Origin of the sequence: Spirulina subsalsa FACHB-351, assembly GCF_026130165.1 — a bacterium.
Classification (GTDB): Bacteria; Cyanobacteriota; Cyanobacteriia; order Cyanobacteriales; family Spirulinaceae; genus Spirulina_A; species Spirulina_A subsalsa_A.
Genome location: NZ_JAIHOM010000020.1, coordinates 25,565 through 49,431 on the forward strand (window position 1 = coordinate 25,565; position 23,867 = coordinate 49,431).

Below are 23,867 nucleotides of genomic sequence, written 5' to 3' on the forward strand. Positions count from 1 at the left end.
CAGCCTGGGCTTAACTTGACCGAGGAAATCCTGCGGTCGGTATCGCCCGGAAAAGAGCAGTGTCTACTCTATTTATGCTTACTTTCCCGCTTTTGATCAACCCCAACCCACTCCTTGCTATTCCGGAAGGCAACGCTGAATCACACTAACAAACTCTGGAGGGGCTTGTCCCGTTTCTTGAATCCGGGCCACCGTAGTCACAAAATCCTCTGGCTCTGGGTACAGTTCAACAAAGCCCTCCAAGGTACAGATACAAAATTTCTGAGCCGCCGCCAAATAGTCTGGGGGCAAATCTTGGGGAGTCATCCCTTCGGGAACAATCCCATCCAAACATCCCGCTAAATACTGCGCACTGGCTGTTGTTCCTTCGTCAGGCATGGGAGGGGATTGAGCCATCATGGGCAAGAATCCACCTCCACTCAAGCCCAGGGTTAAACTCAACAGAAACAAACCAATACGCCCAGTTGTCTTTTTCAAGAGTGTCAGTCTCCTAATGATTTATGAATCTATGATGGGGAATTTTTTCAGAACTTGCCACCCTGATGGGGGGGTAAATTTAGGCAATGGCTCAATTCGACCTTTAACAAAGTGGGGTTTGGGGCGAAACTCTCCCACCTCGCCCTCGCAGGTGGTAGTAGTTCATGCTAGACAAATAATCTTGAACTGTAAGGGAATTTGCCGGAATTCGGCCAGTTGAATTTCGAGGAAATAGGGCTGACCTACTTGCCAGTCGGATAATTCCACCGTCAGAGATCCTCCATAGGTTCGTTGAGCGGTAATTGATTCCTGATGGGCTTGTAAGGTTAAACTTCCCCCTTTGGGTAATTGCACCCTGGCACGAATCGGGGGGCGGCTTAATCCATCCTCACTTTGTGCTGTTTCTGGGTCATAATCAACCCGTAAGCGCACAACACCCACTTGAGTATCCCAAAGCCGTTCTACCGTGCGTTGACGGGGCGAGAGGCTTAAGGTGAGGGTGTCGAGGATTTCCTTGGCCACGAGCAAAGATAGGGCCATCTGTTGCTCTGCGGTGGCTTGGCTATAGTCGGAGGGCAAGAGGGCTGCTAACTGTTGCCGTTGTTTCTGTTGTTCGGGTTTGGATAAACGACTGGGGGCAAAACTGGGGGATAGACGAATACGGTCTACCATTTCGTTTAATACCCGGCTGTAGTCGGGGAACAGGCTTTTCACGGCGTTAATCATTTGCGCACTCGGAGGCCGTAGGGAACTCATGGCCTCACTACAACCGTCCAGTAGCATGGTTAGCACGTCCTCGGGAATGGACACGGGAAATAGCTGGGCTACTTGAGGCAGCCAAATTTGCCGCGTTAAGGACTCTTGAGGGGTTTCTGTGGCAGCTACCACAGGTTCCTCGTCTGAGTATTCCACTGCATAATCTACTAATTCAGCTTCCCAAGGGAATAGGGGCGGTTTGCGTTCGATTTCTGCATAAAATTTACGCTTTAGGAGGGCATTAAAACGTCTTTGCACTATTGGTACTTCTCCCATGTCAAAACCTTCTAGGGTTTGTGTGACTTCATCAAGTTCGGAAGATGCCCAGTTCAAGTTTTCTGCCTCCCAATCTAGGGGGTCTAGTTGTACGGTATCCCAATCTGTCGTCATTGCTTCCTCAATCGGGTTCAATTCAGACTCCCCAGAGACTTCGGGGGAGGGTGGTGGACTGTCAGACGGTTCTTGTAGCCAATTTAGTAATTGGCGATACAAAAAGTCTAAGTTTTGATTCATCTCACTATTCATCGACCGATGCCCCTGATCAGGATACTGAACGATTCCGAATCTCCCAAGCCATTTCAAGCAGCTTAAACCATTGTTTCTCCGTTTGACTGACGGTGAGGGTAAGGGCTTGAGCAATTTCTGAGGTGGGAAGTCCCTGTTGTTTATATTGTAGGAGTTGAGTTTGTTGGGGGGTGAGTTGGGTTTGCAGTTGTTGCCATTCTTGGGGGGTTAATCCTAAGTTTTTTTCGAGGTCGGCTTCTAGCCACTGATGTACCAGTTCCCAACGATGGTATAAGGCGAAGCGAATCAGGTGATATTTAAAGCGCTGTTGTAGGTAGTCCCGTTGACGGGAGTTGATGCCTAAAATGTCTTCGATTTCACTGGCGTTGAGGTCTTTGAGACGCAGGACAAAGTAATCGATACAGTCCTGTTGATTCCGATCTTGCAGGTACTGGACTAATTGTTCAATAATGGTGTCCCGCAGGCCGGAGTCGGGTTCGTTGTTGCTGGCATCTACTAACATGGCGCGCAGTTGCTGGACGAGGGGATCACTCCGTTCTCCGTCGGTTTCGCTGATTCCTCCTTCTGCGGCGCTGTCCATGTCAATGGTGGTTTCGGGGGGCTGTTTTTGGGAGAAGGTTTGCGATCGCAAAATAATTAACTGTTGCGATCGCCTGCCGGGTAACGGAATCCGCCGTTTCGCATACCGCTCACAAAATGCCATATATTCCGCTAACTGCAACAATGTCCGAGGGGAATAGGTTAACGGTAGTTGATTCTCCCGTCGGAAATTGTGCAAGGCCTCGGCATAAAATCCCTGCAAAAAATCCTCAATCAGCGTCACTCGCGCTTGATAACTGTTCGCCCCCTTGGTCGGCGCAATATACCGATACACAATGGCACTCAGTAGACTCTGTAACTCGACTCTACCCCGTTTAGACCCTAATTTGTAATAGCGTAGACACTGTTTTAGGCGATGGTTGGCTAGGGTTTTTGCCCAATTTTCCACCTCCCCTGATGCCTGAATCCGACTACTTTCCGTACAAATACGGTTGACTTCCGTCGCTAGTCGCGATGCAACATTGTGGCAGACCCGTTCAGAGGCACGGGTCTGCTGTCGCAGTTGGGTGAATAGGAATTGAAATATTGTCTCCACGTTCGGGTAGATCGTCCCTTACCAGACCGAGATTTACTATTGAACCTAGCACAAACCTAGACGTTCGGCACTAGGGGTAAGTTCTCTTTTTGGCCAGAGTGAGCCAATTTGCGGGTTTTTCTTAGGTGAAAATGATTAAAAACGCCGGGTTTTCTCAATCCCATACAAGATACCACTGCCTAAGCTCAGGAGGAGTAGAATCCACAAAATACCCCCCGGCAAGGAGGTGAAGGGAGGTAGGGCAAATCCTCGTAAGAGGTATATCCCGATTGTTACCCCCAAGGAGATGAAAAATAGGTAGGTAATGAGTCTTTCTGTAGGACGCGACATTTTCAGTAAAACAGTAAACAGTAAGCAGTGAACAGCTAGGCGGACTGACTCGTTAAGCCCTTAGTTTCCCCCCCGTGGTTTCCCACAATTGTCCATTCATCCCTTAAAATAACTTCAAATAAATTTACATTGTTGGGAAGCCCATGCTGTAACCGTGGGGCTAGCGTCAAGCCGTTTACGGGAATGTACCTTGGTTAAACTATGACTGAACTATCTAATTTTAATTCCCCCATCTCACGACGCACTGCAATAAAAATTATGGGATTGGGGGCTGTTGGTGCGGGGATTGGCTATTCTCGTGTGGCGAAACCAGAACCCACTGTTTATCAACCGGATAGCTTGGATTTACCGACTCATCTGGACCGCCAGAAAACGGTGTGTATTGTGGGGGGGGGATTAGCGGGGTTGGCCTGTGGCTATGAATTGAGTCAACGGGGGTTTAAGGTTAAATTGCTGGAAAAATCGCCCAATTTTGGGGGAAAAATTGCCAGTTGGACGATTGAAGTGGGAGGGGATAAGTTCCAAATGGAACACGGGTTTCACGGCTTTTTTCCCCAATATTACAATCTCAAGAGTATTGTGGCGGAGTTGGCCATTCAAGAGAATTTTAAATCTTTGGAGTTTTATTCTCTGGTGTTTCGGGGGAGGAATTATCAACCGGAGGTTTTTCGCCCCAGTCATTCGGCGTTTCCTTGGAATATTGTGGATTTGGCGATCGCATCTCCCAATCGATTCGACTGGGGTATTAACCTAGCCGACTGGCACCATTTACAGGTTTTCCGCGCCATTACAGGCTTTCAAATCCCCCGCACCTTTGACCAATACGATCATAAAACTGTGGCGGAATGGGTGGCGGAAGGCTTCCCCCAAGGGTTGTATGATCTCTATTTCCTCCCCTTTGCCAAGTCTAGTTTGAACGCCCCCGATGTGTTGAGTGCGGGGGAATTATTACAGTTTTTTCACTTCTATTTCTTCGGTAATCCCGAAGGATTAGCGTTTAATGGCACAAGGGATGATATGGGAACCAGCTTAGTGCAACCGATTATTGCCGCTATTGAACGGAATGGGGGGGAAGTGATCCCCGAGGCTAATGTGTCCCAGATTCACTGTGCTGGGGGCAAAATTAGCCAACTTACCTATCAAAAGGGGCCGTCACTCTATGGGGATGTACCCTTTTGGGTGGGGAAAAACCCCCAATTGAGTGATGAACAAAGCCAATATTATGGGGCAGGCGATCGCGTTTTTCGCGCCCAAACCCCAGAAACTGCCCTGTCTCTGACTTGTACCCATCAAGGTTGTACCGTACAACCCCAAGCCGATGGCAGTTTTCGCTGTCCCTGTCATGGGGCGCGCTATGATCAGGAGGGACGAGTCATCCAAGGCCCAGCCCAGCGCGATTTAGCCCGTTTCCGCATTACCGAGACGAATGAGGAAGGCGCTCAACTCGTGGCAGAAAATCCCCCGACTCCCGAAGAACAGGAAACGCTAGAGGCGGATTATTATGTGATTGCGGCTGATGTTCCGGGGACTCGCCATTTAGTGGGTTTGATGACGGGGGAGGTGGATGAGCCATTCCGGGAGGCTGTCCAGAATTTGGCGGTGTCGGATCCCTTTGCGGTGGGGCGTTTTTGGTTAGATCGGGATTTCCCTTGGGAACATAGTAATTTTGCCTCCCTCTCTGGGTATGCGCTGACGGATAGTATTACCCTCTACCATCGCATTCAACGGCAGTTTATGGAGTGGTCCCAACGAACGGGGTGTAGTGTGGTGGAATTACACGCCTATTGTTATAAGGAGAAAGAGTTCCCGACTCAAGAAGCTTTACTGACGACTTTTGAACAGGAATTGCGGGAAATTGTGCCGGAGTTGAAAGAGGCGAAAATCCTGCATAAAGAGTTAGTGAATCAGAAAAACTTTTCTGGGTATCCCCCGGAAAGTTATGCCACTCGTCCTGAAACGACTACCCCCATTTCTAACTTGATGTTGGCGGGAGATTGGGTCAAAATGCCCTTTCCTTGTGGCTTAATGGAACGGGCTGTGAGTAGTGGCCTGTTGGCGGCTAACGGGATTTTACATCAAGAGGGTTTAAAACGGCGATCGCTCCTCTCTGTCAATCCCAGTGGAATGTTTCGGATTTAAGGAATCGGGAGCGGGGGAGCAGGGGAGCGGTAAGAGGCAACTTTGACAAGTTAAGCTTGTGTGCATTCTGTTCTGTGCTGAAGTCTTAACAATGTTTTCGAGCTTGCCGCAAATCTAGGAGGATTCATCTAATTCTGTGGGGAGAGTTTCGCCCTCCTTGATCGGCGGGAGAAAAGAGCAGTAGAATGGGGGTCTTCGAGAAAATAGCGGATTTTGCGATCGCCATGACCCCCCCAGCTATCATCATCAGAGATGAAACTTTAGCCGATGCTGCCATCATCACAGAGGTGACTATCGCCGCATTCCAAACCCTTGAGATTAGTAACCACACCGAGCAGTTCATTATCCAAGCCCTCCGCTCCGCCCAAGCACTGACCTTATCCCTAGTCGCAGAAGTTAACGGTTCTGTGGTTGGGCATCTTGCCTTTTCACCCGTAACCCTGAGTGATGAAACCCCCAATTGGTACGGTCTTGGACCCGTTTCCGTCCTGCCCAACTACCAAAGGAGAGGCATTGGCAAAGCCCTCATTGAGGAAGGGCTATCACGGCTGAAAAACCTCAATGCTCAAGGTTGCTGTCTCGTCGGTCATCCCGACTACTACCGAAAATTCGGATTTCGCAATGTTCCAGGACTCCTCTATCCCGGCATTCCCCCAGAGTTTTTTTTCGCCCTTTCGTTTAACGGACAGTTTCCCCAAGGGGAGGTCATCTTCCACAAAGCATTCCAAGCTGATGGCGAATAGCGCCCCGTTTCCTCCACCCCTAGAATCCTGTCATGGCGAGGGGGAGCAGGGGGGCAGGGGGGCAGGGGAGCAGGGGAGCAGGGGGGCAGGGGAGCGGGGGAGCAGGGGAGCAGGGGAGAGGGGGAGTCAGGAGTCCGTAATAATTCTCTATTCTCACTTCTCACTTATCTCTTCGCGGGGGAGTCGGGTGTCGGGAATCGGGTGTCGGGAATCGGAAACAATTGTCAATTATCAATTGTCAATTATCAATTATCAATTCCCTATTCCCTATTCCCTGTTCCCTGTTCCCTAGTCGAGATCGTGCTAGGATCAACCCTAGAGACTGTCCTCGATTTTTTAGAGAATCCCAATGGCAACCGCAGCACCGAAAAAGAAAGCCACTTCCACCCAATACGAGGCCGTGATTGGCTTAGAAACCCACTGTCAACTCAACACCGAGACAAAAATTTTTAGTCCCGTCTCTACGGCCTTCGGTACTCCCCCCAATACCAACATTTCCGCCATTTGTTTAGGCTACCCCGGAGTTCTGCCTGTTTTGAACGAGAAAGTGCTGGAATATGCCGTAAAAGCAGGACTGGCTTTAAACTGCAAAATTGCCCCCTATAGTAAATTCGACCGCAAACAGTATTTTTATCCCGATTTACCGAAAAATTACCAAATTTCCCAGTATGACTTACCCATTGCTGAACATGGCTGGTTAGAAATTGAAGTCGTCGAAAAACCGGGGGATGAACCGATGCGCAAGAAAATCGGCATCACTCGGTTACATATGGAAGAAGATGCGGGGAAATTAGTTCACGCGGGAAGCGATCGCCTTGCGGGTTCCACTCACTCCCTAGTAGACTTTAACCGCGCTGGGGTTCCCCTGTTGGAAATCGTCTCAGAACCCGACATCCGCACCGGGGCCGAAGCGGCCGAATATGGGCAAGAATTGCGCCGTATTATGCGTTATTTGGGTATTAGTGACGGGAATATGCAGGAAGGCTCTTTGCGCTGTGATGTGAATATTTCCGTGCGTCCCGTCGGACAAGAAGAGTTCGGCACGAAGGTAGAAATTAAAAATATGAACTCCTTTAGTGCCATTCAAAAAGCCATTGACTACGAAATTGAACGGCAAATTAAATGCCTCGAAACGGGGGAAAAAATTGCCCAAGAAACTCGTCTCTGGGAGGAGGGGAGTCAAAAAACTATCAGTATGCGCAGTAAGGAAGGAAGTAGCGATTATCGTTACTTCCCGGAACCGGACTTACCCCCCATTGAAGTTTCTGTAGAACAGATGAATCAATGGAAGGGAGAGTTACCCGAATTACCCGCCCAAAAACGCCATCGGTATGAGGAGGAATTAGAACTTTCGGCCTATGATGCGCGAGTCTTGACGGATGATCGGGAGATTGCGGAGTATTTTGAGAGTGCGATCGCCCAAAATGCCAACCCCAAACAAGTGGCGAATTGGTTAATGGGAGATATTGCCGCTTACTTGAACAGTGAGAAGTTAACTATTGGGGAGATTGCCTTAAAGCCGCCTATTTTAGCGGAATTAGTGAACCTAATTGATCAGGGGACAATTAGCGGCAAAATTGCTAAAGAAATCTTACCGGAATTACTCACAACTGCCATTGATTCCCTCCAGAAATTTGTGGAAAGTAAGGGCATGATCCAAATTTCTGATACGGGAGAACTGGAGAAAATTATTGATAAAATTCTCTCAGAAAATGCCGATAAGGTGGAACAATTCCGCAATGGAAAAACCAAGTTACAAGGCTTTTTTGTTGGGCAGATTATGAAGGAAACCAGTGGACGGGCTGATCCGAAGTTAACCAACCAATTGTTAGGTAAAAAGTTGAAAGGCTAATTGGTTAATAGGAACTAGATGGGGCTTGCTGAATAAGTCTGTTCGTGGGAATAGGGAATTTTTACGTTGGTTGTTGGGTTGCGCTGGCGCTCCACCCAACCTACAGATAATTAGGGCTTGCTGAAAAAGCCCTAATTGTCAACTAACAATACCTTTAGATCGGGAAGTGTCAAGATTTCCAAAACTGTTTTAAAATTTGCTTGGGAGAACGATCCCAAGTATCAACATGATCGTAAATCAGCCCCTCCGAATTGAGCCGATAATTTGAGTAACCATTAAACAAAATCTTAGCACTCCAAGGCACTCGTAAAGTCCCGCGTACTGTCCAATCTACCCGCACGATATCCGGTTCAGGGTGAGCGATTTGGTGAACATCGAAATAGATTTCTGTGAAGAATAAGGCAGCATGAAAGCGTAAAGTCCAAAAAATAATCCGGTAATTAAATTTCCCGTTGAACCGATTAACCGGATCTTTAAACGCAATATCATGACTGTAAATATCATAGCAAATATCCGTTTTAAATAAATCCGGTAAATCCTGCTCTAAGGTTTTTATGACCTTTTTAATCTGTTGGGGACTGGGGGAATGAGCAAGCACAGGATTCGACATATATTAAAAAAGGGGATAAGAATATTCTTCTTGACTCCGAGAAACCCCATCCCCTCGTGGGTGGGGTTGTTGACAATCTAACACGAATTAATCCAAATATAGCAATTCCAATACTGGTGAGGGATTTGTGGGGTGCTATCCATCTCCTCCCTGCAATTGAGAAAGAGGAATTTCACAACATTCGGTTAAAAAATGAGTTGCTTGTTCAGGAGGGAGGGGAGGGGAGAAGAAAAACCCTTGACCGAATTCACAACCTAGTATCTTTAACCATTCGAGTTGTTCGGGGGTTTCGATTCCTTCGGCGATCGCATTTAATTCCAGTAAGTTACTTAAAGCCACGATAGACTCGGCAATGATCTGATTCCGTGCATCAACTCCATGAGGGCTGACAAAAGCGCGATCAATCTTCAAGGCATCCACCGGGAGACAGTGTAAATAACTCAGGGAGGAGTATCCAGTGCCGAAGTCATCGATACTTAAACCCACCCCTCGCGCTTTAACTTGATTGAGTAACTCATAGTTCGCGTTAACATTCTCGACTAGCATACTCTCGGTAATTTCTAACACGAGACTGTTACGAGGGAGAGCATAGCGAGTGAGTACCTCATCTAACTGTGTCAAGAGTTGGGAGTCGAGTTGGGAAACCGAGAGATTGACACTCATTTTTAACCCCTGTTGGGGACATTGTGCTTGCCAAATAGCCAGTTGATGACAGGCTGTTTGTAGAACCCATAGACCAATGGGGGTAATGAGTCCCGTTTCTTCGGCAATGGTAATAAATTGATCGGGAGGGATAAACCCCCGTTGGGGATGTTGCCAGCGAATCAAGGCCTCAAAACCGCGCACTTTTTGGCTAGCGAGATGAATAATGGGTTGATAGTAGAGGATAAATTCTTCTTGTTCTAAGGCTTTGCGTAGATCATTTTCAATCTGGAGCCGTTGTAGAACTTGTTGGTGGAGAGTCGGGTCAAAAATGGCATAATTCCCCCGGCCGTTTTGTTTGGCGCGATACATGGCGAGATCGGCATCTCTGAGTAATTCTTCGGGTCGGTGATAGTCGGAGGTGCCAATGACAATCCCGATGCTAGTGGTAATAAAAACCTCTCGTTCCCCCAATTTTAAGGGCGATCGCAGCGCTAATAAAATTTGTTCGGCTACCCTAACGGCTGCTTCGACTTCCGTTAACTCTTCGAGCAAAATAACAAACTCATCCCCCCCTAAACGGGCCGGGAGATCCGTCTCTCGGATTAACTCCTTGAGCAGTTGTCCCACCGCTACCAGCAAGTTATCCCCGACACAGTGACCTAAACTATCGTTGACCACTTTGAACTGATCGAGGTCTAAAAACAGTACCGCAAACTGGCGTTGAGGATGGCGTTTAAGGCACTTCATGGCAAGATCCAGCCGTTCTGTGAGTAAACTACGGTTGGGGAGTCCCGTTAATTCATCATGGAGTGCCTTGTGTTTTAACGCCTCCTCCATGCGCACGCGATCGCTTACATCCCGCGACGTTGTTTGAAGGTGTTGCACCTCCCCCCGTTCATTGAAAATGGGCTGGGTGAGCGTCTCTAACCATAACCAATCCCCTCGTTTATGACGCGCTCGATAGGTAATAGGAGAACGGACTAATCCCTGCTGGGCTGGATAATGAGTAGACTGACGTACTAACTCCCCATCCTCTGGGTGAATAAACTCATAGGGACTATGACCCAGCAACTCTGAGGGACTATACCCCAATAAGGTTTGACAAGAGGGGGTAACGTAGACATAGCAACCCTCTAAATCGTGTAAACAGACCAAATCCCGCATATTCTCCGTCACTAGACGTAAGCGTTCTTCATTCTTCTGGAGTGCTATTTCCGTGGCTTTGCGATCGCTCACATCCGTGATTAACGTATCCCACACCACATCCCCATTCTCCCGACGTTCCGGTTGTGCCGAGGCCTCCAACCACTTCAACCGTCCCGACGGGGTAATAATCCGCCATTGCCAAGACCACGGTTGCAACGTTTGCGCAGACTGCATCACCGACTCATACATGGCCTCTCGATCCTCCCGGTGAACCATCTCCCATAAAATCCGACCATTCTCCACCACCTCGGCCGCCTCCACCTCCCAGAGTCCATAACACCCCGGACTCATATAAGTCACCCCATCAGACCCATCCGAGCGTAAAACATACTGGAAAATTGCCCCCGGCACATTCGCCGCCATATTGTGAAACCGTTGTTCACTTTTCTTGAGCGCTAACTCCGCTTGCTGACGCTGTTTAATCTCCTGTTTTAGGGCATAATTCCACAACATGACCCCCCCCATGCCCAGTAAGGGAGCATAGACAATCACCTTCAATAACAGATAGCGAACCTCCTCCCACCCCCAACGTTTACGCGGTTCTAACCACTGTTGACGCGCTTGATAATAAGTCGAATTCCCATCCTCCAGCAAATTCAGCAAATGATGGTCAATCGCCTTTAAAAGATGCCGATTTTGCCCCTTAGCCGTCACAAAATGCAAACGGGACGGATTGAGTAAAATAGTCGTTCTCTCGACCCTATACTGGGGGGCAATCCATTGACCAAAAAAGTGATTAACCACCCCCGCATCCACCTCCCCCTGATCTAACAACTGGAACATCTCCTTAAAGTCTTCCACCTTCACCAACTCGGGGCTAACCTCAAAGGAAGCGGTATAACTCTCCAGTGCCGGGACGTGAATACTATCTCGCAACACCGCCACCCGCTTGTGATCTAAATCTAAAATCGAGTTTAGGGTGAGTCCGGCTCTACTGTAGACCACCGACCAACTCAACAGCACCACTTCTTGATTAAAATCAAAAAGGCGATCGCGCTCCTCAGAATACGCCACATCCAGCATCAAATCCAACTCACCCCCCTCCACCTCCGCCAAACACCGCTCCCACTCACAAGGAACATATTGCAAAGCCCAATGCTCACGCCTTGCAATCTCATTTAGTATCTCGACCCAAAATCCCCCCGGATTGCCTGTATTATCTCGAAACACCTTCGGTGGGTTTTGATAAACCCCCACCCGCACCACCTCAGCACCTTTATCCGTGTGAGCGGCATAGACTCCCAAGGAGAATACAGACACCAAGAAACTACTTAGTGCGACTCTATACTTCATCCCCCAACATTAGTCAGTCGTTTAACCACCACTGACCCTTAATTGATATTCACTCTAAACCCTAAAAGACACTAGGATTCACCCTAATCCCTGTCTAACACGAAAATCTACAATTGTCCATTTGCCATTAAGCCGAAATCTGTCTAGATTATGCAGAGCAATCCTCTAATTCCCTCATCCTTCCTCTAGCCAGTTCACAGCTTTAAAAATACCCCAGCCACCATTAAACCTATCACTGTCAAAACACTAATCGCAACCCCCAATTTAAACGCATCCGTCCATTGATAACCCAACTTCACCGTAAAGCTTCCCCCTTCTAGTTCAAACTGAATCGTTCCATCCTCCCCCACCACAATTGGATGAGCAACACCATTCACCTCAAGCTGCCACGCCGGATAATAATAAGTCCGAATTCTAATTACAGAACGTTCAGCCGTTTCTACCTGCAAAATTCGCTCATAACTGCCCCATTTTTCAACAATTACCTCAGCCCTTCCTTCCAGTACGGAAACCCGAGGTTGTCCAATTTGCGGCGCAGGAACAACTTCACCACTTGATAATAAAGGGCGATATTCCCATACATCCTTTAATGTATTAGCAAAAGGTTCATGTACAGCCATTTGCAGTTCTTCTAGTTGTTCCCCTTCAAACCATCGAGGATTATTCAGCGTCGGCGCGTCTCTAACAATGCGCCTTACTCCACGAAGATTATACAATAAAATTAAACCGATTATCAACAAAAAAAACTTACTTTTCCAAGATTTTTCTAGAATACCAGCAACAGAAATAGTGAATAGCATCGCAATACCAAAAGATAATAAACCTAATGCTCTCCAAGGGAACTGAACCATTTGAATGGGTTTAAATATCACCCAAATTATTTGAGAATATTCAGTCATCAAAAACATAATAACCAAACAAAAAACAAGGGTATATAATAACCTTACTCCTTCCCGTTTATTTTTTCGTTGCACTAAAACAGCCATTCCTGTCAGCAAACAGAGACTAACTACATAATTTTTCCAGATGGGTCGAATCATGTGCATAATTGTTCCAGAAGAAGTTTGAGCAAACAGTAAATTTGCGGAAAACCCACCGGATACCCCTTTCATCGAACTAATATTAACCAAAGGTTGTTCTAAAACAGCCGGAGCGAGATAAAAGGCAACTAAACCCCAGCCTAAAATAACTGCACCTAAAGTCATCAATACTGATTTCCAAGAATAAAACCTTGAACACATCAGAATAAAGGGAATCCAGCACAAAACTGACAATAAGAGCGTCGGCAAATGAGTTAAGGCAAAAATACCTGAAAAAAGGGTCAAAACAATTCTATATTTGGGATAAACTAAAGAGCGATACGTTAGCCAAACGCCTAAAGGAATCCAAGCAATTCCCCAAGTTTCTGGCAACGAACCTCGACTATATAAATTAAGCGATAAATAGGGACAAAGCATCAGATACAATGCTCCAGATAAGGCTGCACATTTGCCCCACTTTTCCTGTGCAAAAATATAAAAGCTAGCCCCCACAATTGCCACAGGTAAAATATATAAAATTGCCAAGACTTGGCTAATTGTTAAGGGTAGAAACTTTAACAAAGTCCCTACATAAGAGACTAAAGGGGGATAAAAAACAAAGGTTGGACTTCCATAACCATAATTCGTTCCAGCTAACCAACGAGGATACAAAATACCTTCTTGATGAAATTGTTGGGCAAAATGCTGAAGCCAAGTAATATGATGTTTAATATCTTGCGCTAATAATATTTCTCCACTTAGCCACCTCCAATTCATGAGAGTGGCTACTGAGACAATGAACAGAAAAGGCAAGAATGACAGCAAAAGTTTGTGTCGAGACAAGAAAAGCATAATTTTTCAAGATTGGAAAGCAGTGGACTATCATTAACTTGAGAATTGATAATAGTTTTTATTGATCACTGCATTGAGACTCAAGACATACCTGAAGTTAATCTAGCTCAATCCTCAAGCTTAAAAAGAGACATTATCAGAAACTTTTAGAATTATTCCACTCGATAAATACGGATATTCGGACCATCATTAACACCTCGCACTCGTTCCGTTTCATAAACTAAAGTTTTTTGTTGCATAATCACTTCATAGGTCTTGACAATTTCTAAATATTGTTCTTTCTCTCGGGCAAATCGATCATACATATTGCTCATGACAATATAATCAATGTTCTGTTCTGTAATTTGCTCAATATCATTCAAGTTTCCGATCTGACTCCAAGAGGGAATAAACCGATAATGTTCAAAATCAGTTACATCCTTTTGCTGTAATTCACCCTGATCATTAACTTCAAAAAACTGAAAAGAATCTTTGGGTAATTGGGGAGTATAAAGTTCCACTAATACCGCACTTTTTGGCGGTATATGCTCCAACATCCACTCTCCCGCTAAAGTTCGAGTATCGACTCCTGCCATTTCTCGACTTTCTAGGAAACTAATGTTAGCCAGTGGAAGTAAAATTATTCCTAAAAGGGCTAAACTGATAAATTGACTGATCCGGGAACTAAAACGCTGTTTAATCCAGTAATAAAGGCGATAGATAGCATACCCAATGAGTAAAGCTAGAAAGGGAAATACTGGAATAATCCAACGATCCCAACGTAAACCAAGGGATGCAATAAAGACAAAAAATAGCACAGGAAAACTGATAAAAATAAGTAAATCTTTGCGTTTAGATGCCACGGCAAAACTTAACCCTATCAGGCTCAACAATGCACCAATTATGGTAAAATTAGATAAGATGGGTTCTCGCCAATACCAGATTAAATCTGGTAAAAATCCTTGTCCTGTTGACCCTAAATGTTCTGATCTACCTTCGTAAATGATATCCTGCCAAGCGCGCTGAATATCTAAAAAAAGGAAGGGAGAAGATACAAATGTTCCTAGGACGCAGGATAAGGCACTAACTCCCAGTTTAAGATGAGACTTTTCTGTTTTAAGTCTGGTTATAAAGTGGGCAAGAATAATAGTGAATGTAAAAATAATAGCTGGGTATTTGGTTGTAATAGCAAGCCCGAGAAATAAACCAGCTAAAATGTAGTTTCGCCACTTGGGACTGTCTAATAACTGGAGACAAAACCACAGAGATAGTAAAAGGAAAACGGTCATCTGGATATCCATCCGAATTAATTTGGATAGATAGATACAGAGGGGAGAAAAGGCAATCACAGCAGCGCCAATTAGCCCCACAGTAGAGTTAAACAGTTTTCGACCAATGCCATAAACTAAAATAATCATGGCTATTCCAAACAAAGCTGTTACCAAACGACCACTGAGATAAAAGATAGTTGGATCGGTTAAATATAACTCCTTAAATTCTGAGGGACTGCTAAACTGTCCTGCTATCATGCCCACAGCAAAAATAAGAATGTAAGTCAACACTAACAGATAGATAGTTGTGCTAGCTGGAGCGCCAAACCAGTGGGGATTGGGATCTTGATTGCCTAACATATAATAGGCACGATCGACAAAAATAATTTCGTCAAAATTGTAGAGGTTAGGTAAGCCAAAATTAATACCGTAGAGGCGCAGAAATGAACCTAGTGCAAGGATTAACAGCAAAATCAAGGCAGCAGAATCTTCCACCCATTGGAGGATGTGACTAGACGCTTTCATGGTTGATCTTTGTTGGTAGTAGTAAGGGTTAAGTTACAGGTCAGTTACTATTAGCTGCTTCGATCGCCTAGATACCGTCTGATTAAGGAGTCTGATCAACAAGTCTTATCAACGGTCTGAGTCTGGTCTGAACTAGATTAATGTGAAGGGATAAGTAGGCTCAAGTCTCTGATTTAATGGGGTTGGATATTGAAGAAGAGACATTTAAGAAGAGGCATAACTTTTATCCCCTGTTCCAACTTAACCTTTTTTTTTGAGTTGTCAAGTTGCAAGGATGATCAATGTGAGGTTGTGAGATAGGATGAATGGCAAAAGGGCAAAAGTTTACAGAATCCTTAAATTATGCGGCTTATTTTTCACACTTACATCGCCCTACAACCTTTATCATAAAGGATAGATGCTCAAGGGAATCACTGGCTTAAAACTCAGTGTTTTTCCTTAGTGAGTTCCTGAATAAAACTTTTGAACTAACTAAGGGTCTGGATTGAAGTTCGATGAATGGGGGATGTCATTCAGTTCCAATACAGGAATATAACGATTGAGCATCAAAGCTGAGGGGTTCTCTGTGAGAATAATCGCCTGATGCTACATCAGGGAGTTGCTACTAATCCTGTTTATGAGTAAGTCTGTTTCTTCTTTTCGTCGTATTTTGCTGACACGACTTTTTTTAGTGAGCGTGCCTGTGTTTTTGTTGGGGGTGGGGTTAACCTATGGTGTCACTTACCGTAAGGGGCGTTCTGCTTTGCTGGAAACGGCGCGTCAAAATCTGACAGAAAGTGCTATTCGCAAAGGGGAGACGATTAGTCAGTTGATTGAAGGACTCAAGAGTAATTTAGTGGCTGTCAGTCAAAGTACAACGCTCAAAAGGGGTTCTGTAGAGGAGCAACAAGGGTATTTAGAAGAACTGGCTGAGTATCTCCCGACAGAGATTGATTGTGTGCAGATCCATAATGTAGTGGATCAGGGTGTAATTGCTAGCACTTGTGGTTCTCAACCCTTAAATGCTCCGAATCCAGAGGTTTGGTTTGCTCAAAGTCCAGAGGTGACGCTGAATCCTCTACAAGTGCAAGTGCAAGTGCTTTTACCGTTACAGTCTGAGGAAAAGACTGTGCTGGATGGTAGTACATTAACACTTATTTATACTGTACCGATTTATGATGATGAGGGACAGTTGCGCTCGACTCTTCATGTGCAATCGAGAATTATTAATGAAACGAGTTTGTCGCGGGGTTCTTTGACGGGGTATGGGATGGTGATCAATCAGCAGGGGGTTGTATTGGCGCATCCTTTGGGGGAATATGTGGGTCGAAGCGTGGATGAGTTGATGTCGGGCGATCGCTTACAAAACACCATTCGCTCTGCAACCTCTGGTAGGAGCGACTTTCTGCACTTCGAGGAACAGGGAGTTTCCCTCTTAGCTGGCTACACGGCCATTCAAAATCCTGTAGCGAATAATCCGGATCAATTTTGGGTAGTTTTAGCCGTCACTCGTTTAGATGATGCACTCTCGGCCTTAGAACCTATTCGCCGCACGTTATTACAGTTATTAATCGGCTTAAGTGTGACCATTTTAGGGGCGAGTTTCTTCACCATTTTGTATGTTGCCCGAGACTTAGCCCAGCCCCTAGAAAAGTTAACCCAGTTTGCCCTACAGCAAGAGACGTTACAAACTGATCACAAAATTCCCCAAAATTTTAAAATTTGGGAATTTCGACAGTTAGCTAGTGCGCTCAATAGTATGTTGACCAATTTGAAGCATTGGGCTGAAGAATTAGAGGTAGCTTGGCGGGAAGCACAGACAGCGAATCAGTTAAAAAGCGAATTTTTAACCACCATTTCCCATGAATTGCGAACCCCCCTGAACGCTATTATTGGCTCGTTGCGCTTAGTAGAGGATGGGATGTGTGATGATCCTGATGAGGAACTAGAGTTCTTAGCTCAAGCGGATCATGCGGCCGTTCATTTACTTAAAATTATTGATGAAATTCTGGATTTATCGAAGGTGGAAGCAGGTCAACTTTCTGTTGATATGCAGCAAGTGAATTTAGGGGAAATCATTGATGAGGTTATTTCTTTTCAGATTTTAGCCTTAGAAGATAAGGGCTTAAAACTAAATTTAGAAATGCCGGAATATCCGCTCTTAGTTCATGGTGATCCGGCCAAATTACGACAGGTTTTAATTAATGTTTTCAATAATGCTATTAAGTTCACAAAAGTGGGTTCAATTACCATAAAAATTCAGGTAGAAATGTTGCCTACTGTGCTGGGTGATAGCGCAGAAGAGGACTCTAGTGAGTATATTTCTAGCCCCAGTGGTCAACAGGTGGTTATCCTGATTCAGGATACAGGAATTGGCATTGATCCCACTTTACAAAACCGTTTATTCCGTCCCTTTGTCATGATTGACGGCTCAACCACTCGCGCCTCGGGAGGGATGGGTTTAGGGTTGGCCATTTCTCGCAATTTAATAGAGTTAATGGGGGGTAAAATTACGTTGCACAGTGCGGGAAAAGACCAAGGAACAACGGTTAAGTTGTATCTAGCAACGGTGAAACGTTATGATTTATCTGCAATGTCGGGTGAAGACCCTCGGTTTTACCGACGGGATGAAACCCGACCAGTATAGAAACAGCGAAGCACGACTCTTTAGCTAAGGCTCAGGGATCACTCTTGGCATGACAATTTGTGCTGTATATGTTAGTATACACTAGTTGTTTGAGGTCGATAAACAAGGTGTGAAGGGCAAAAAAGGCTATCCTATCCAAAAAAGCTAGGAAGAGATAGGCCTTAAAACATTTAAGAGTAAGTAGATAACGTAAAGGCTTTGTCCAGAGAGAGGCATTGCGCGTCATTAAATCTAACGATTTTATCGCCTACGAAGACTTAAATGTTAAAGGACTGGTAAAAAACTCGAAACTCGCTCAATCTATCAATGATGTGGCTTGGTCAACTTTTCGACTCAACTTTTCGACAATGGCTAGAGTATTTTGGCTTTAAATATGGTAAGGCTACGGTAGGGCATACCGGAACTCACGCTTGGGGAGAGATTCCCTCTGGCTTGGTTGGATACGTCCTGCCAAGTTAAGGAAACTCGTTGAACCAAGAATCCCTCGCTTTTAGCGATGGGAGTGTCAATAGAATCCTCTGCTAATGGGGTCAATAACTATTCTTGAAATGCAACTTGAATTTAAAGCGATCGCACATTTCCTCATTGCCCCTGTTTACCTCTTGGGCAGTTTACTATTATTCAGTTGTTACCCCACGCCCCTCGGGGAATCTGGGGATGAAAGCGTCGATTCATCAGAGTTGACGCTCGGGACAGAACTCACCGAGGAAATTGATCGCCTCGTAGCAGCCAGTCTCCGGCACAATGGCCCCGGTGTTGCGGTTCTCATTATTGATCGGGGGGCGATCTTTCAAAAAGGCTACGGTTTGGGCCAAGTGGTAGAACAACGCCCGATTACCCCAGATACCGTGTTTGATTTAGCTTCGGTGTCAAAGCAAATGACGGCGCTGGGGATTTTAAGGCTGATGGAGGCGGGAAAACTGGAATTAGAAGATGCCGTGATGGAGCATCTGCCGGACTTTGAGGATCCCGATCCTGATAATCCCATTGTGATTCGCGATTTGCTTAATCACACTTCCGGTTTAGCAGACTATACGGGTGAAGCTTGGCAAGAGACAGATGAGGCGTTCGCCCGTCTGACCATTGAGGATCATTTGCAATGGCTAAATCAGCAGGAGATTGAGAGCGATCGCGGTGTTGAATTTGAGTACAACAATAGTGGCTACGCGCTTTTAGCTTTGATCATTGAGCGGATTTCAGGGCAATCTTTCGGGGCGTTTATGGCCGAGCAAATTTTTACACCATTGGGGATGAATAATACCGTGGTGTTTGGGGATTTAGACCAACAGATTCCTAATCGGGCCGAGGGCTATGCTGTTTCCCCCCAAGGAGATGTTGAACCTTCTTCCTTTCCCTCTGTGATTGCAGGGGATGGCAATATTTTTAGCTCAATTGCCGATTTAGTCCGTTATGATCAGGGATTACGCAACGGGGATCTAGTCACACCAGCAACCTTAAAACTTGCCTTTACCCCGGGGACTTTGGATGATGGAGAGTCTTTCCCCTATGGCTTAGGGTGGGAAATTAGCCCAGATTATGTGGAGCATCGTGGCAGTTGGTACGGCACCAGCACATTTTATCGCCATTATACTCAAGTGCCAGTAACGATTATCGTCTTGGCTAATGATGAAAACTATCCAGTGGATAAGTTGGTGGATGATCTGGCGAGATTACTACGTGATTGAGGGCGATTTTTCAGGGTTAGGGAATGGGGAATTAATAATTAGGGCTTGCTGAATAACTCGGGGAGCAGGGGAATTGATAATTGACAATTGACAATTGATAATTATTCCCTATTCCCCATTACCTATTCCCCATTACCTATTACCTATTACCTTGTTAAGTCTAGCGTTGGGCTTTTTCAGCAGACCCTAATTAGGGCTTGCGATTTGCTACAAATTGAAAATCAGAACAGGTTCAATGGTTTCTGCGGGAGCATAACCGAACACACGGGAATAAAAATAAAACTCCCCATCTAAAGCCCGTTTAATATTCTCCGCCTTACGAAAACCGTGTTGTTCTTCCGCAAAAGGAACATAGGCAACAGGTAAACCTTTGTTTTTAAGGGCTTCTACCATCATTTCCGCTTGATTAGGCGGCACAACTTTATCTTCTAAACCTTGGAAGAAAATCACCGGACAAGATAAACGCTCGGTGAAATGAATGGGAGAACGTTGATAATAAATCTCTTTTTCTTCAGGATATTTACCAATTAAACCATCGAGATAACGAGACTCAAATTTATGGGTATCTTGGGCGAGCGCCTCTAAATCACTGATGCCATAGTAACTGGCTCCAGCTTTAAAGACATCGTGAAAAGTGAGGGCGGCAAGGGTAGTGTATCCTCCGGCACTGCCTCCGGCAATGGCTAACCGTTGCCCGTCTACTTTGCCTTGCCGCACCAAATAACGGGCGGCGTTTACACAGTCGGCAACGTCTACAATGCCCCATTTGCCATTCAAACGTTGGCGGTATTCTCGCCCATACCCGGTGCTGCCGCCATAGTTTACATCTACTACGGCAAACCCGCGACTGGTCCAGTATTGATACCGTAAATTAAAGGTGGCTGAGGCGGCCGCTGTGGGGCCGCCGTGACTGCGCACGAGGAGGGGAGGCAATTCACCCTCGGGGGCTGTGTAATCACGATTTTGGGGGGGATAGAACCACGCATAGGCGGTTTTCCCGTCCTCGGTGGGAAATTCGATTTCTTGGGGGATGGAGAGATAACCGACATCTAGGGTGAGGTCACTGGTGCGTTTTAGGCACTGGGTTTGTAAGGTGTCGACGTCCATTTGTACCAGTTGGGTGGGTTCGGTGGGGGAACCGCCAATAAAATACAGGGTATTGTCTTTAACTTGTAGGGATCCCATACTGGTAAAGGGGACGTTAAAGATTTGTAGGGATTTGCTGTTAAATTCAAAACGGGCCATTGTGTCTTGACCGTTTTGGGAGTAGATACAGATTAAGCTATGGGTGGAGTCGAAAACGTAGGGCTGAACACCGAAAACCCAGTGGGGATAACCAAATTCGGCATCGAGGGGAAAGAGGGGTTCAATGCCTTGGTTGGTATAACAGTATAGATTCCACCAATTGCTCCGGTCTGAGACAAAGAAGAGGGTGCCGTCCGGGGAAAAGGCCGGGGCGCAGACGGATTCATGATCGCTGCCTGTAATACAGGTTTTTTCGCCGATTTCACCGTTGGGAAGGACGGAGGCAAGCCAGAGGGTGGTTCCATCCCAAGGCATATTAGGATGATTCCATTGGAGCCAAGTGATTTGGGAGCCGTCGGGACTGAGACGAGGGGAGGAGTAAAAGTCACTGCCGGAGACTAGGGTTTTGACGATTCCGGTTTTGAGGTCGATGGTGGCGAGGGTGTTTTGAGGTTCCGGGTTGGCTTGGCTGTGATCTTCACAAACGCAGATGAGGCGATCGCGTTTTCGATCCAAAACAGCATCAGCATAGCGGCACTGGTTATTTTCCGGGGTTAGGGGTTGGGCCGGTTCCCCCACTCGTTGGCAGTAAATCCGTTGGTCGGCAAAGTTGGAAAAGTATAAAATCCCCTGATCAATTAAATAAGCCCCGCCCCCGTATTCATGGACGCGAGTTCGCAGGTTAAAGGGTGGGGGGGTGATATCGCAGCAAGTCCCATCTGGACTTCGTTTCACGAGAACATTCCGCCCTCCTTCGGAAGGCCTTCCTTCTAACCAATAGATATCTTCTCCATCAACGGTTACTCCCCCTAATCCAATCGTGCCGGAAACAATTAACTCGGAAGTAATGGGTGATTTCCAAGAACCAAATGGTGCTGGTTGCATAAAGGTGCTGCTCATATCTAGGCTATTGTTAATACTCTCGCACAGGATCTTAATTAATTGTGATTAATTCCCACTTGATTTCGGTTTTAGGGGGTTGTCTCTCTCTAAAGGTAGAGCCGAAAAGCCTAAATGAGTGGCAACGGGGCGCTGACGCAGGGGGATGCGGGTGTGGATGGGGGAGTTCAGGGTGATGATCTGATCTTGCTCTCTAATGACGAGGGTGCTGGAGCCGCCCCCGTCTAAATTGAGGGCTTCTGTGGCTCCAAGTTGGGCGAGGAATTGGCTCAGTTCAGGCAGGGTCATGCCTTGACTATAAAAGGGTTGCCGACCATCAACGACCACAAACCAGAGTTTTTTTTGTTGGGGATTTAAGGCGATCGCACTGCGGGGATAATTTTTGCCGTGATCGGTGTGCTGGATGAGGGGGGGAGTCTTACCTTGATCTAAGAGAATATCCCGCCCAGCAATAGCTTGGGTTGTTCCCTCGGGACAGTCAGCCGGGACAATTTCAAAGGTGTGGGGGGGGATAAAACACAAGACCGCCCATTGATCATGGGGGGGAGAGTATAACACCCCATTGGCGATCACTTGACCAATGGCATAAACGCGATCGCCTCGTTTCGGAAAATAATCCCAAGGATGCCGGGCATAAGCTGGAGTGAAAAAACTGCCATTGATCGCCACAGCCACCGGATACTGTCGCACAAAATCCCCAGTCGTTTGGGCGGGAAACTGCATTTTCTGGGGTTTAACTTGACCCAGAGTAACAAAAGGTTGAATACTCGGTTCTCTTAAATCAAAACTTACAACGTGAATTACAACAGGACGGGGATGCTTACGCAATAAACGCTCATACATGACACCCACAAACAGTTCTCGTCGGTTGGGGCGACGGGGAGGCCGTAAACCGAGTAACGCTAAATGTAGCAAAAGCGGGACGGTTAGACCCACCATGACGGTTAGTGTGATTCTCGTTCCGAGACGCTTCGCGATTCTCGTTCCGAGACGCTTCGCGATTCTCGTTCCGAGACGCTTCGCGATTCTCGTTCCGAGACGCTTCGCGATTCTCGTTCCGAGACGCTTCGCGATTCTCGTTCCGAGACGCTTCGCGATCGCCTTGAACATTCGACAATACCCCATAATTCTCGTTAGAGTGGAGATTACAAGTAAAGTACAATTGAATGCTATGCGCTATTTTCATCCCTCCTCACCCTCATTACTCCTCAGCTTAGGATTGCTCATTACCCCCCTAACAGCCTGTGCAGACAATCCCCCCTCCCAAGTCAGTCCAACCGATTTAACCACTGCCCCCACCCCCCTCTGTGCCGAGGGAATCATCCAAGAATCCTTTATGACCGACCATTATAGGCTGCACCTCTGTTCACAAAATGAGGAATTATGGTTAGTTGGGCTAGCCAGCACCCGACCGGGGGAAGTAGTACAGGCCCAAGTCATCAACCCCGAAGAGGAAGAAATTATTGCCCAAGACGAAGAACAAACTCAGTATCGTATTGTCGAGGGTCAACTACACATTGAACAGGACGGCGAAACAGTAACCGAAGGCCTTTATGAGTCCATGGACTTCACCCAGTTACGAGACAATGTACCCTTAGCAGGAGAAGACCCCGAAGCCATTGCTACAGCCCTTTTCGCCATCCCCCCCGCAGAAATTTCCCCAGAGTCCGGTCAGCAAGAAATCATCCCCTTACCCGGAGAGAATCCCCCAGTAGTCATTGTGGAAAAAACCAGACTCCCCGATGATTCCGTCTCCGGCATCCGCTACCGTCTAGAGTTTCTCCCGGCCCCCACCTCCACCCCCGAGTCCCCCCAATGGACATTAGGCTGGGTCGGTCGTCAATTTACCTGCTGGCCTGGTCGAGGTTCTCAAGAATGGAATAACCAACTTTGTCGTTAACCGTTCAATCATTCGCCCCTTGTGGGGGAGCAGGGGAGCGGGGGGGCAGGGGAGCAGGGGAGCAGGGGAGCAGGGGGAACAATTATCAATTCCCTATTCCCTATTCCCTATTCCCTATTCCCTAGCCCCACGAGTAGAGTTATTCCGCAAGCCC

17 protein-coding genes and 1 pseudogene are annotated in these 23,867 nt (G+C 46.5%); 7 read left to right on the top strand and 11 right to left on the bottom strand.

The window, feature by feature from the left end:
• Window positions 1-117 precede the first annotated feature (117 nt).
• The 4 genes from K4A83_RS05765 to K4A83_RS05780 form a co-directional block, all read right to left on the bottom strand.
• A complete protein-coding gene (locus tag K4A83_RS05765; RefSeq protein WP_265263492.1) occupies window positions 118-477 on the bottom strand; it encodes a hypothetical protein in 360 nt (119 codons plus the stop codon).
• Between the two features lie 162 nt (window positions 478-639).
• Window positions 640-1,746 (bottom strand): hypothetical protein, encoded by a 1,107-nt coding sequence (locus tag K4A83_RS05770; protein ID WP_265263493.1) that lies wholly within the window; start codon window positions 1,744-1,746, stop codon window positions 640-642.
• A 28-nt stretch (window positions 1,747-1,774) separates the two neighbouring features.
• Entirely contained in the window at window positions 1,775-2,893 is a 1,119-nt protein-coding gene (gene hetZ, locus K4A83_RS05775) for a heterocyst differentiation protein HetZ (RefSeq protein ID WP_265263494.1), read from the bottom strand.
• A gap of 135 nt (window positions 2,894-3,028) precedes the next feature.
• Window positions 3,029-3,223: a hypothetical protein gene (locus tag K4A83_RS05780; protein WP_265263495.1), complete on the bottom strand. Its 195-nt coding sequence runs from the start codon at window positions 3,221-3,223 to the stop codon at window positions 3,029-3,031.
• A 201-nt stretch (window positions 3,224-3,424) separates the two neighbouring features.
• On the opposite strand from K4A83_RS05780, the gene K4A83_RS05785 reads away from it, so the two are divergent.
• The 3 genes from K4A83_RS05785 (at window position 3,425) to gatB (ending at window position 7,957) form a co-directional block, all read left to right on the top strand.
• Window positions 3,425-5,362 carry an FAD-dependent oxidoreductase gene (locus tag K4A83_RS05785; RefSeq protein WP_265263496.1) on the top strand — a complete coding sequence of 646 codons (1,938 nt, stop codon included), beginning with the start codon at window positions 3,425-3,427 and terminating at the stop codon, window positions 5,360-5,362.
• A gap of 224 nt (window positions 5,363-5,586) precedes the next feature.
• Window positions 5,587-6,105, top strand: a complete 519-nt coding sequence (locus K4A83_RS05790) for a GNAT family N-acetyltransferase (RefSeq protein ID WP_407809870.1) — start codon at window positions 5,587-5,589, stop codon at window positions 6,103-6,105.
• Between the two features lie 349 nt (window positions 6,106-6,454).
• Window positions 6,455-7,957, top strand: a complete 1,503-nt coding sequence (gatB, locus tag K4A83_RS05795) for an Asp-tRNA(Asn)/Glu-tRNA(Gln) amidotransferase subunit GatB (RefSeq protein WP_265263498.1) — start codon at window positions 6,455-6,457, stop codon at window positions 7,955-7,957.
• 169 nt (window positions 7,958-8,126) lie between these two features.
• On the opposite strand, the gene K4A83_RS05800 is transcribed toward gatB, so the two are convergent.
• From K4A83_RS05800 to K4A83_RS05815, 4 genes are all read right to left on the bottom strand, one after another.
• Entirely contained in the window at window positions 8,127-8,567 is a 441-nt protein-coding gene (locus tag K4A83_RS05800; RefSeq protein ID WP_265263499.1) for a DUF2358 domain-containing protein, read from the bottom strand.
• A 135-nt stretch (window positions 8,568-8,702) separates the two neighbouring features.
• Complete coding sequence (locus tag K4A83_RS05805; protein WP_265263500.1) at window positions 8,703-11,678, bottom strand: EAL domain-containing protein; 2,976 nt, start codon at window positions 11,676-11,678, stop codon at window positions 8,703-8,705.
• Window positions 11,679-11,905: 227 nt separating this feature from the next.
• Window positions 11,906-13,507 carry a 6-pyruvoyl-tetrahydropterin synthase-related protein gene (locus K4A83_RS05810; RefSeq protein WP_265263501.1) on the bottom strand — a complete coding sequence of 534 codons (1,602 nt, stop codon included), beginning with the start codon at window positions 13,505-13,507 and terminating at the stop codon, window positions 11,906-11,908.
• Window positions 13,508-13,734: 227 nt separating this feature from the next.
• Window positions 13,735-15,357 carry an ArnT family glycosyltransferase gene (locus tag K4A83_RS05815; RefSeq protein ID WP_265263502.1) on the bottom strand — a complete coding sequence of 541 codons (1,623 nt, stop codon included), beginning with the start codon at window positions 15,355-15,357 and terminating at the stop codon, window positions 13,735-13,737.
• A 616-nt stretch (window positions 15,358-15,973) separates the two neighbouring features.
• On the opposite strand from K4A83_RS05815, the gene K4A83_RS05820 reads away from it, so the two are divergent.
• From K4A83_RS05820 to K4A83_RS05830, 3 genes and pseudogenes are all read left to right on the top strand, one after another.
• Window positions 15,974-17,983 (top strand): ATP-binding protein, encoded by a 2,010-nt coding sequence (locus K4A83_RS05820; RefSeq protein WP_265263503.1) that lies wholly within the window; start codon window positions 15,974-15,976, stop codon window positions 17,981-17,983.
• Window positions 17,984-18,120: 137 nt separating this feature from the next.
• Window positions 18,121-18,455: pseudogene (locus K4A83_RS23060) on the top strand (RNA-guided endonuclease TnpB family protein); the annotation flags it as partial.
• A gap of 76 nt (window positions 18,456-18,531) precedes the next feature.
• A complete protein-coding gene (locus tag K4A83_RS05830; protein WP_265263505.1) occupies window positions 18,532-19,668 on the top strand; it encodes a serine hydrolase domain-containing protein in 1,137 nt (378 codons plus the stop codon).
• 207 nt (window positions 19,669-19,875) lie between these two features.
• Here K4A83_RS05830 and K4A83_RS05835 read toward each other — a convergent pair whose 3' ends face one another.
• The 3 genes from K4A83_RS05835 to K4A83_RS05845 form a co-directional block, all read right to left on the bottom strand.
• Entirely contained in the window at window positions 19,876-21,798 is a 1,923-nt protein-coding gene (locus K4A83_RS05835; RefSeq protein ID WP_265263506.1) for a S9 family peptidase, read from the bottom strand.
• Between the two features lie 63 nt (window positions 21,799-21,861).
• A complete protein-coding gene (locus tag K4A83_RS05840) occupies window positions 21,862-22,752 on the bottom strand; it encodes a phosphodiester glycosidase family protein (protein ID WP_265263507.1) in 891 nt (296 codons plus the stop codon).
• Window positions 22,649-22,999, bottom strand: a complete 351-nt coding sequence (locus tag K4A83_RS05845; RefSeq protein ID WP_265263508.1) for a hypothetical protein — start codon at window positions 22,997-22,999, stop codon at window positions 22,649-22,651. The genes K4A83_RS05840 and K4A83_RS05845 overlap by 104 nt, the downstream gene beginning before the upstream one ends.
• Between K4A83_RS05845 and K4A83_RS05850 the strand changes: the two genes are divergently transcribed.
• Window positions 22,985-23,713, top strand: coding sequence for a hypothetical protein (locus tag K4A83_RS05850; RefSeq protein WP_265263509.1), 729 nt, complete (start codon window positions 22,985-22,987; stop codon window positions 23,711-23,713). The two genes, K4A83_RS05845 and K4A83_RS05850, sit on opposite strands and share 15 nt — an antisense overlap.
• Window positions 23,714-23,867: the final 154 nt, after the last annotated feature.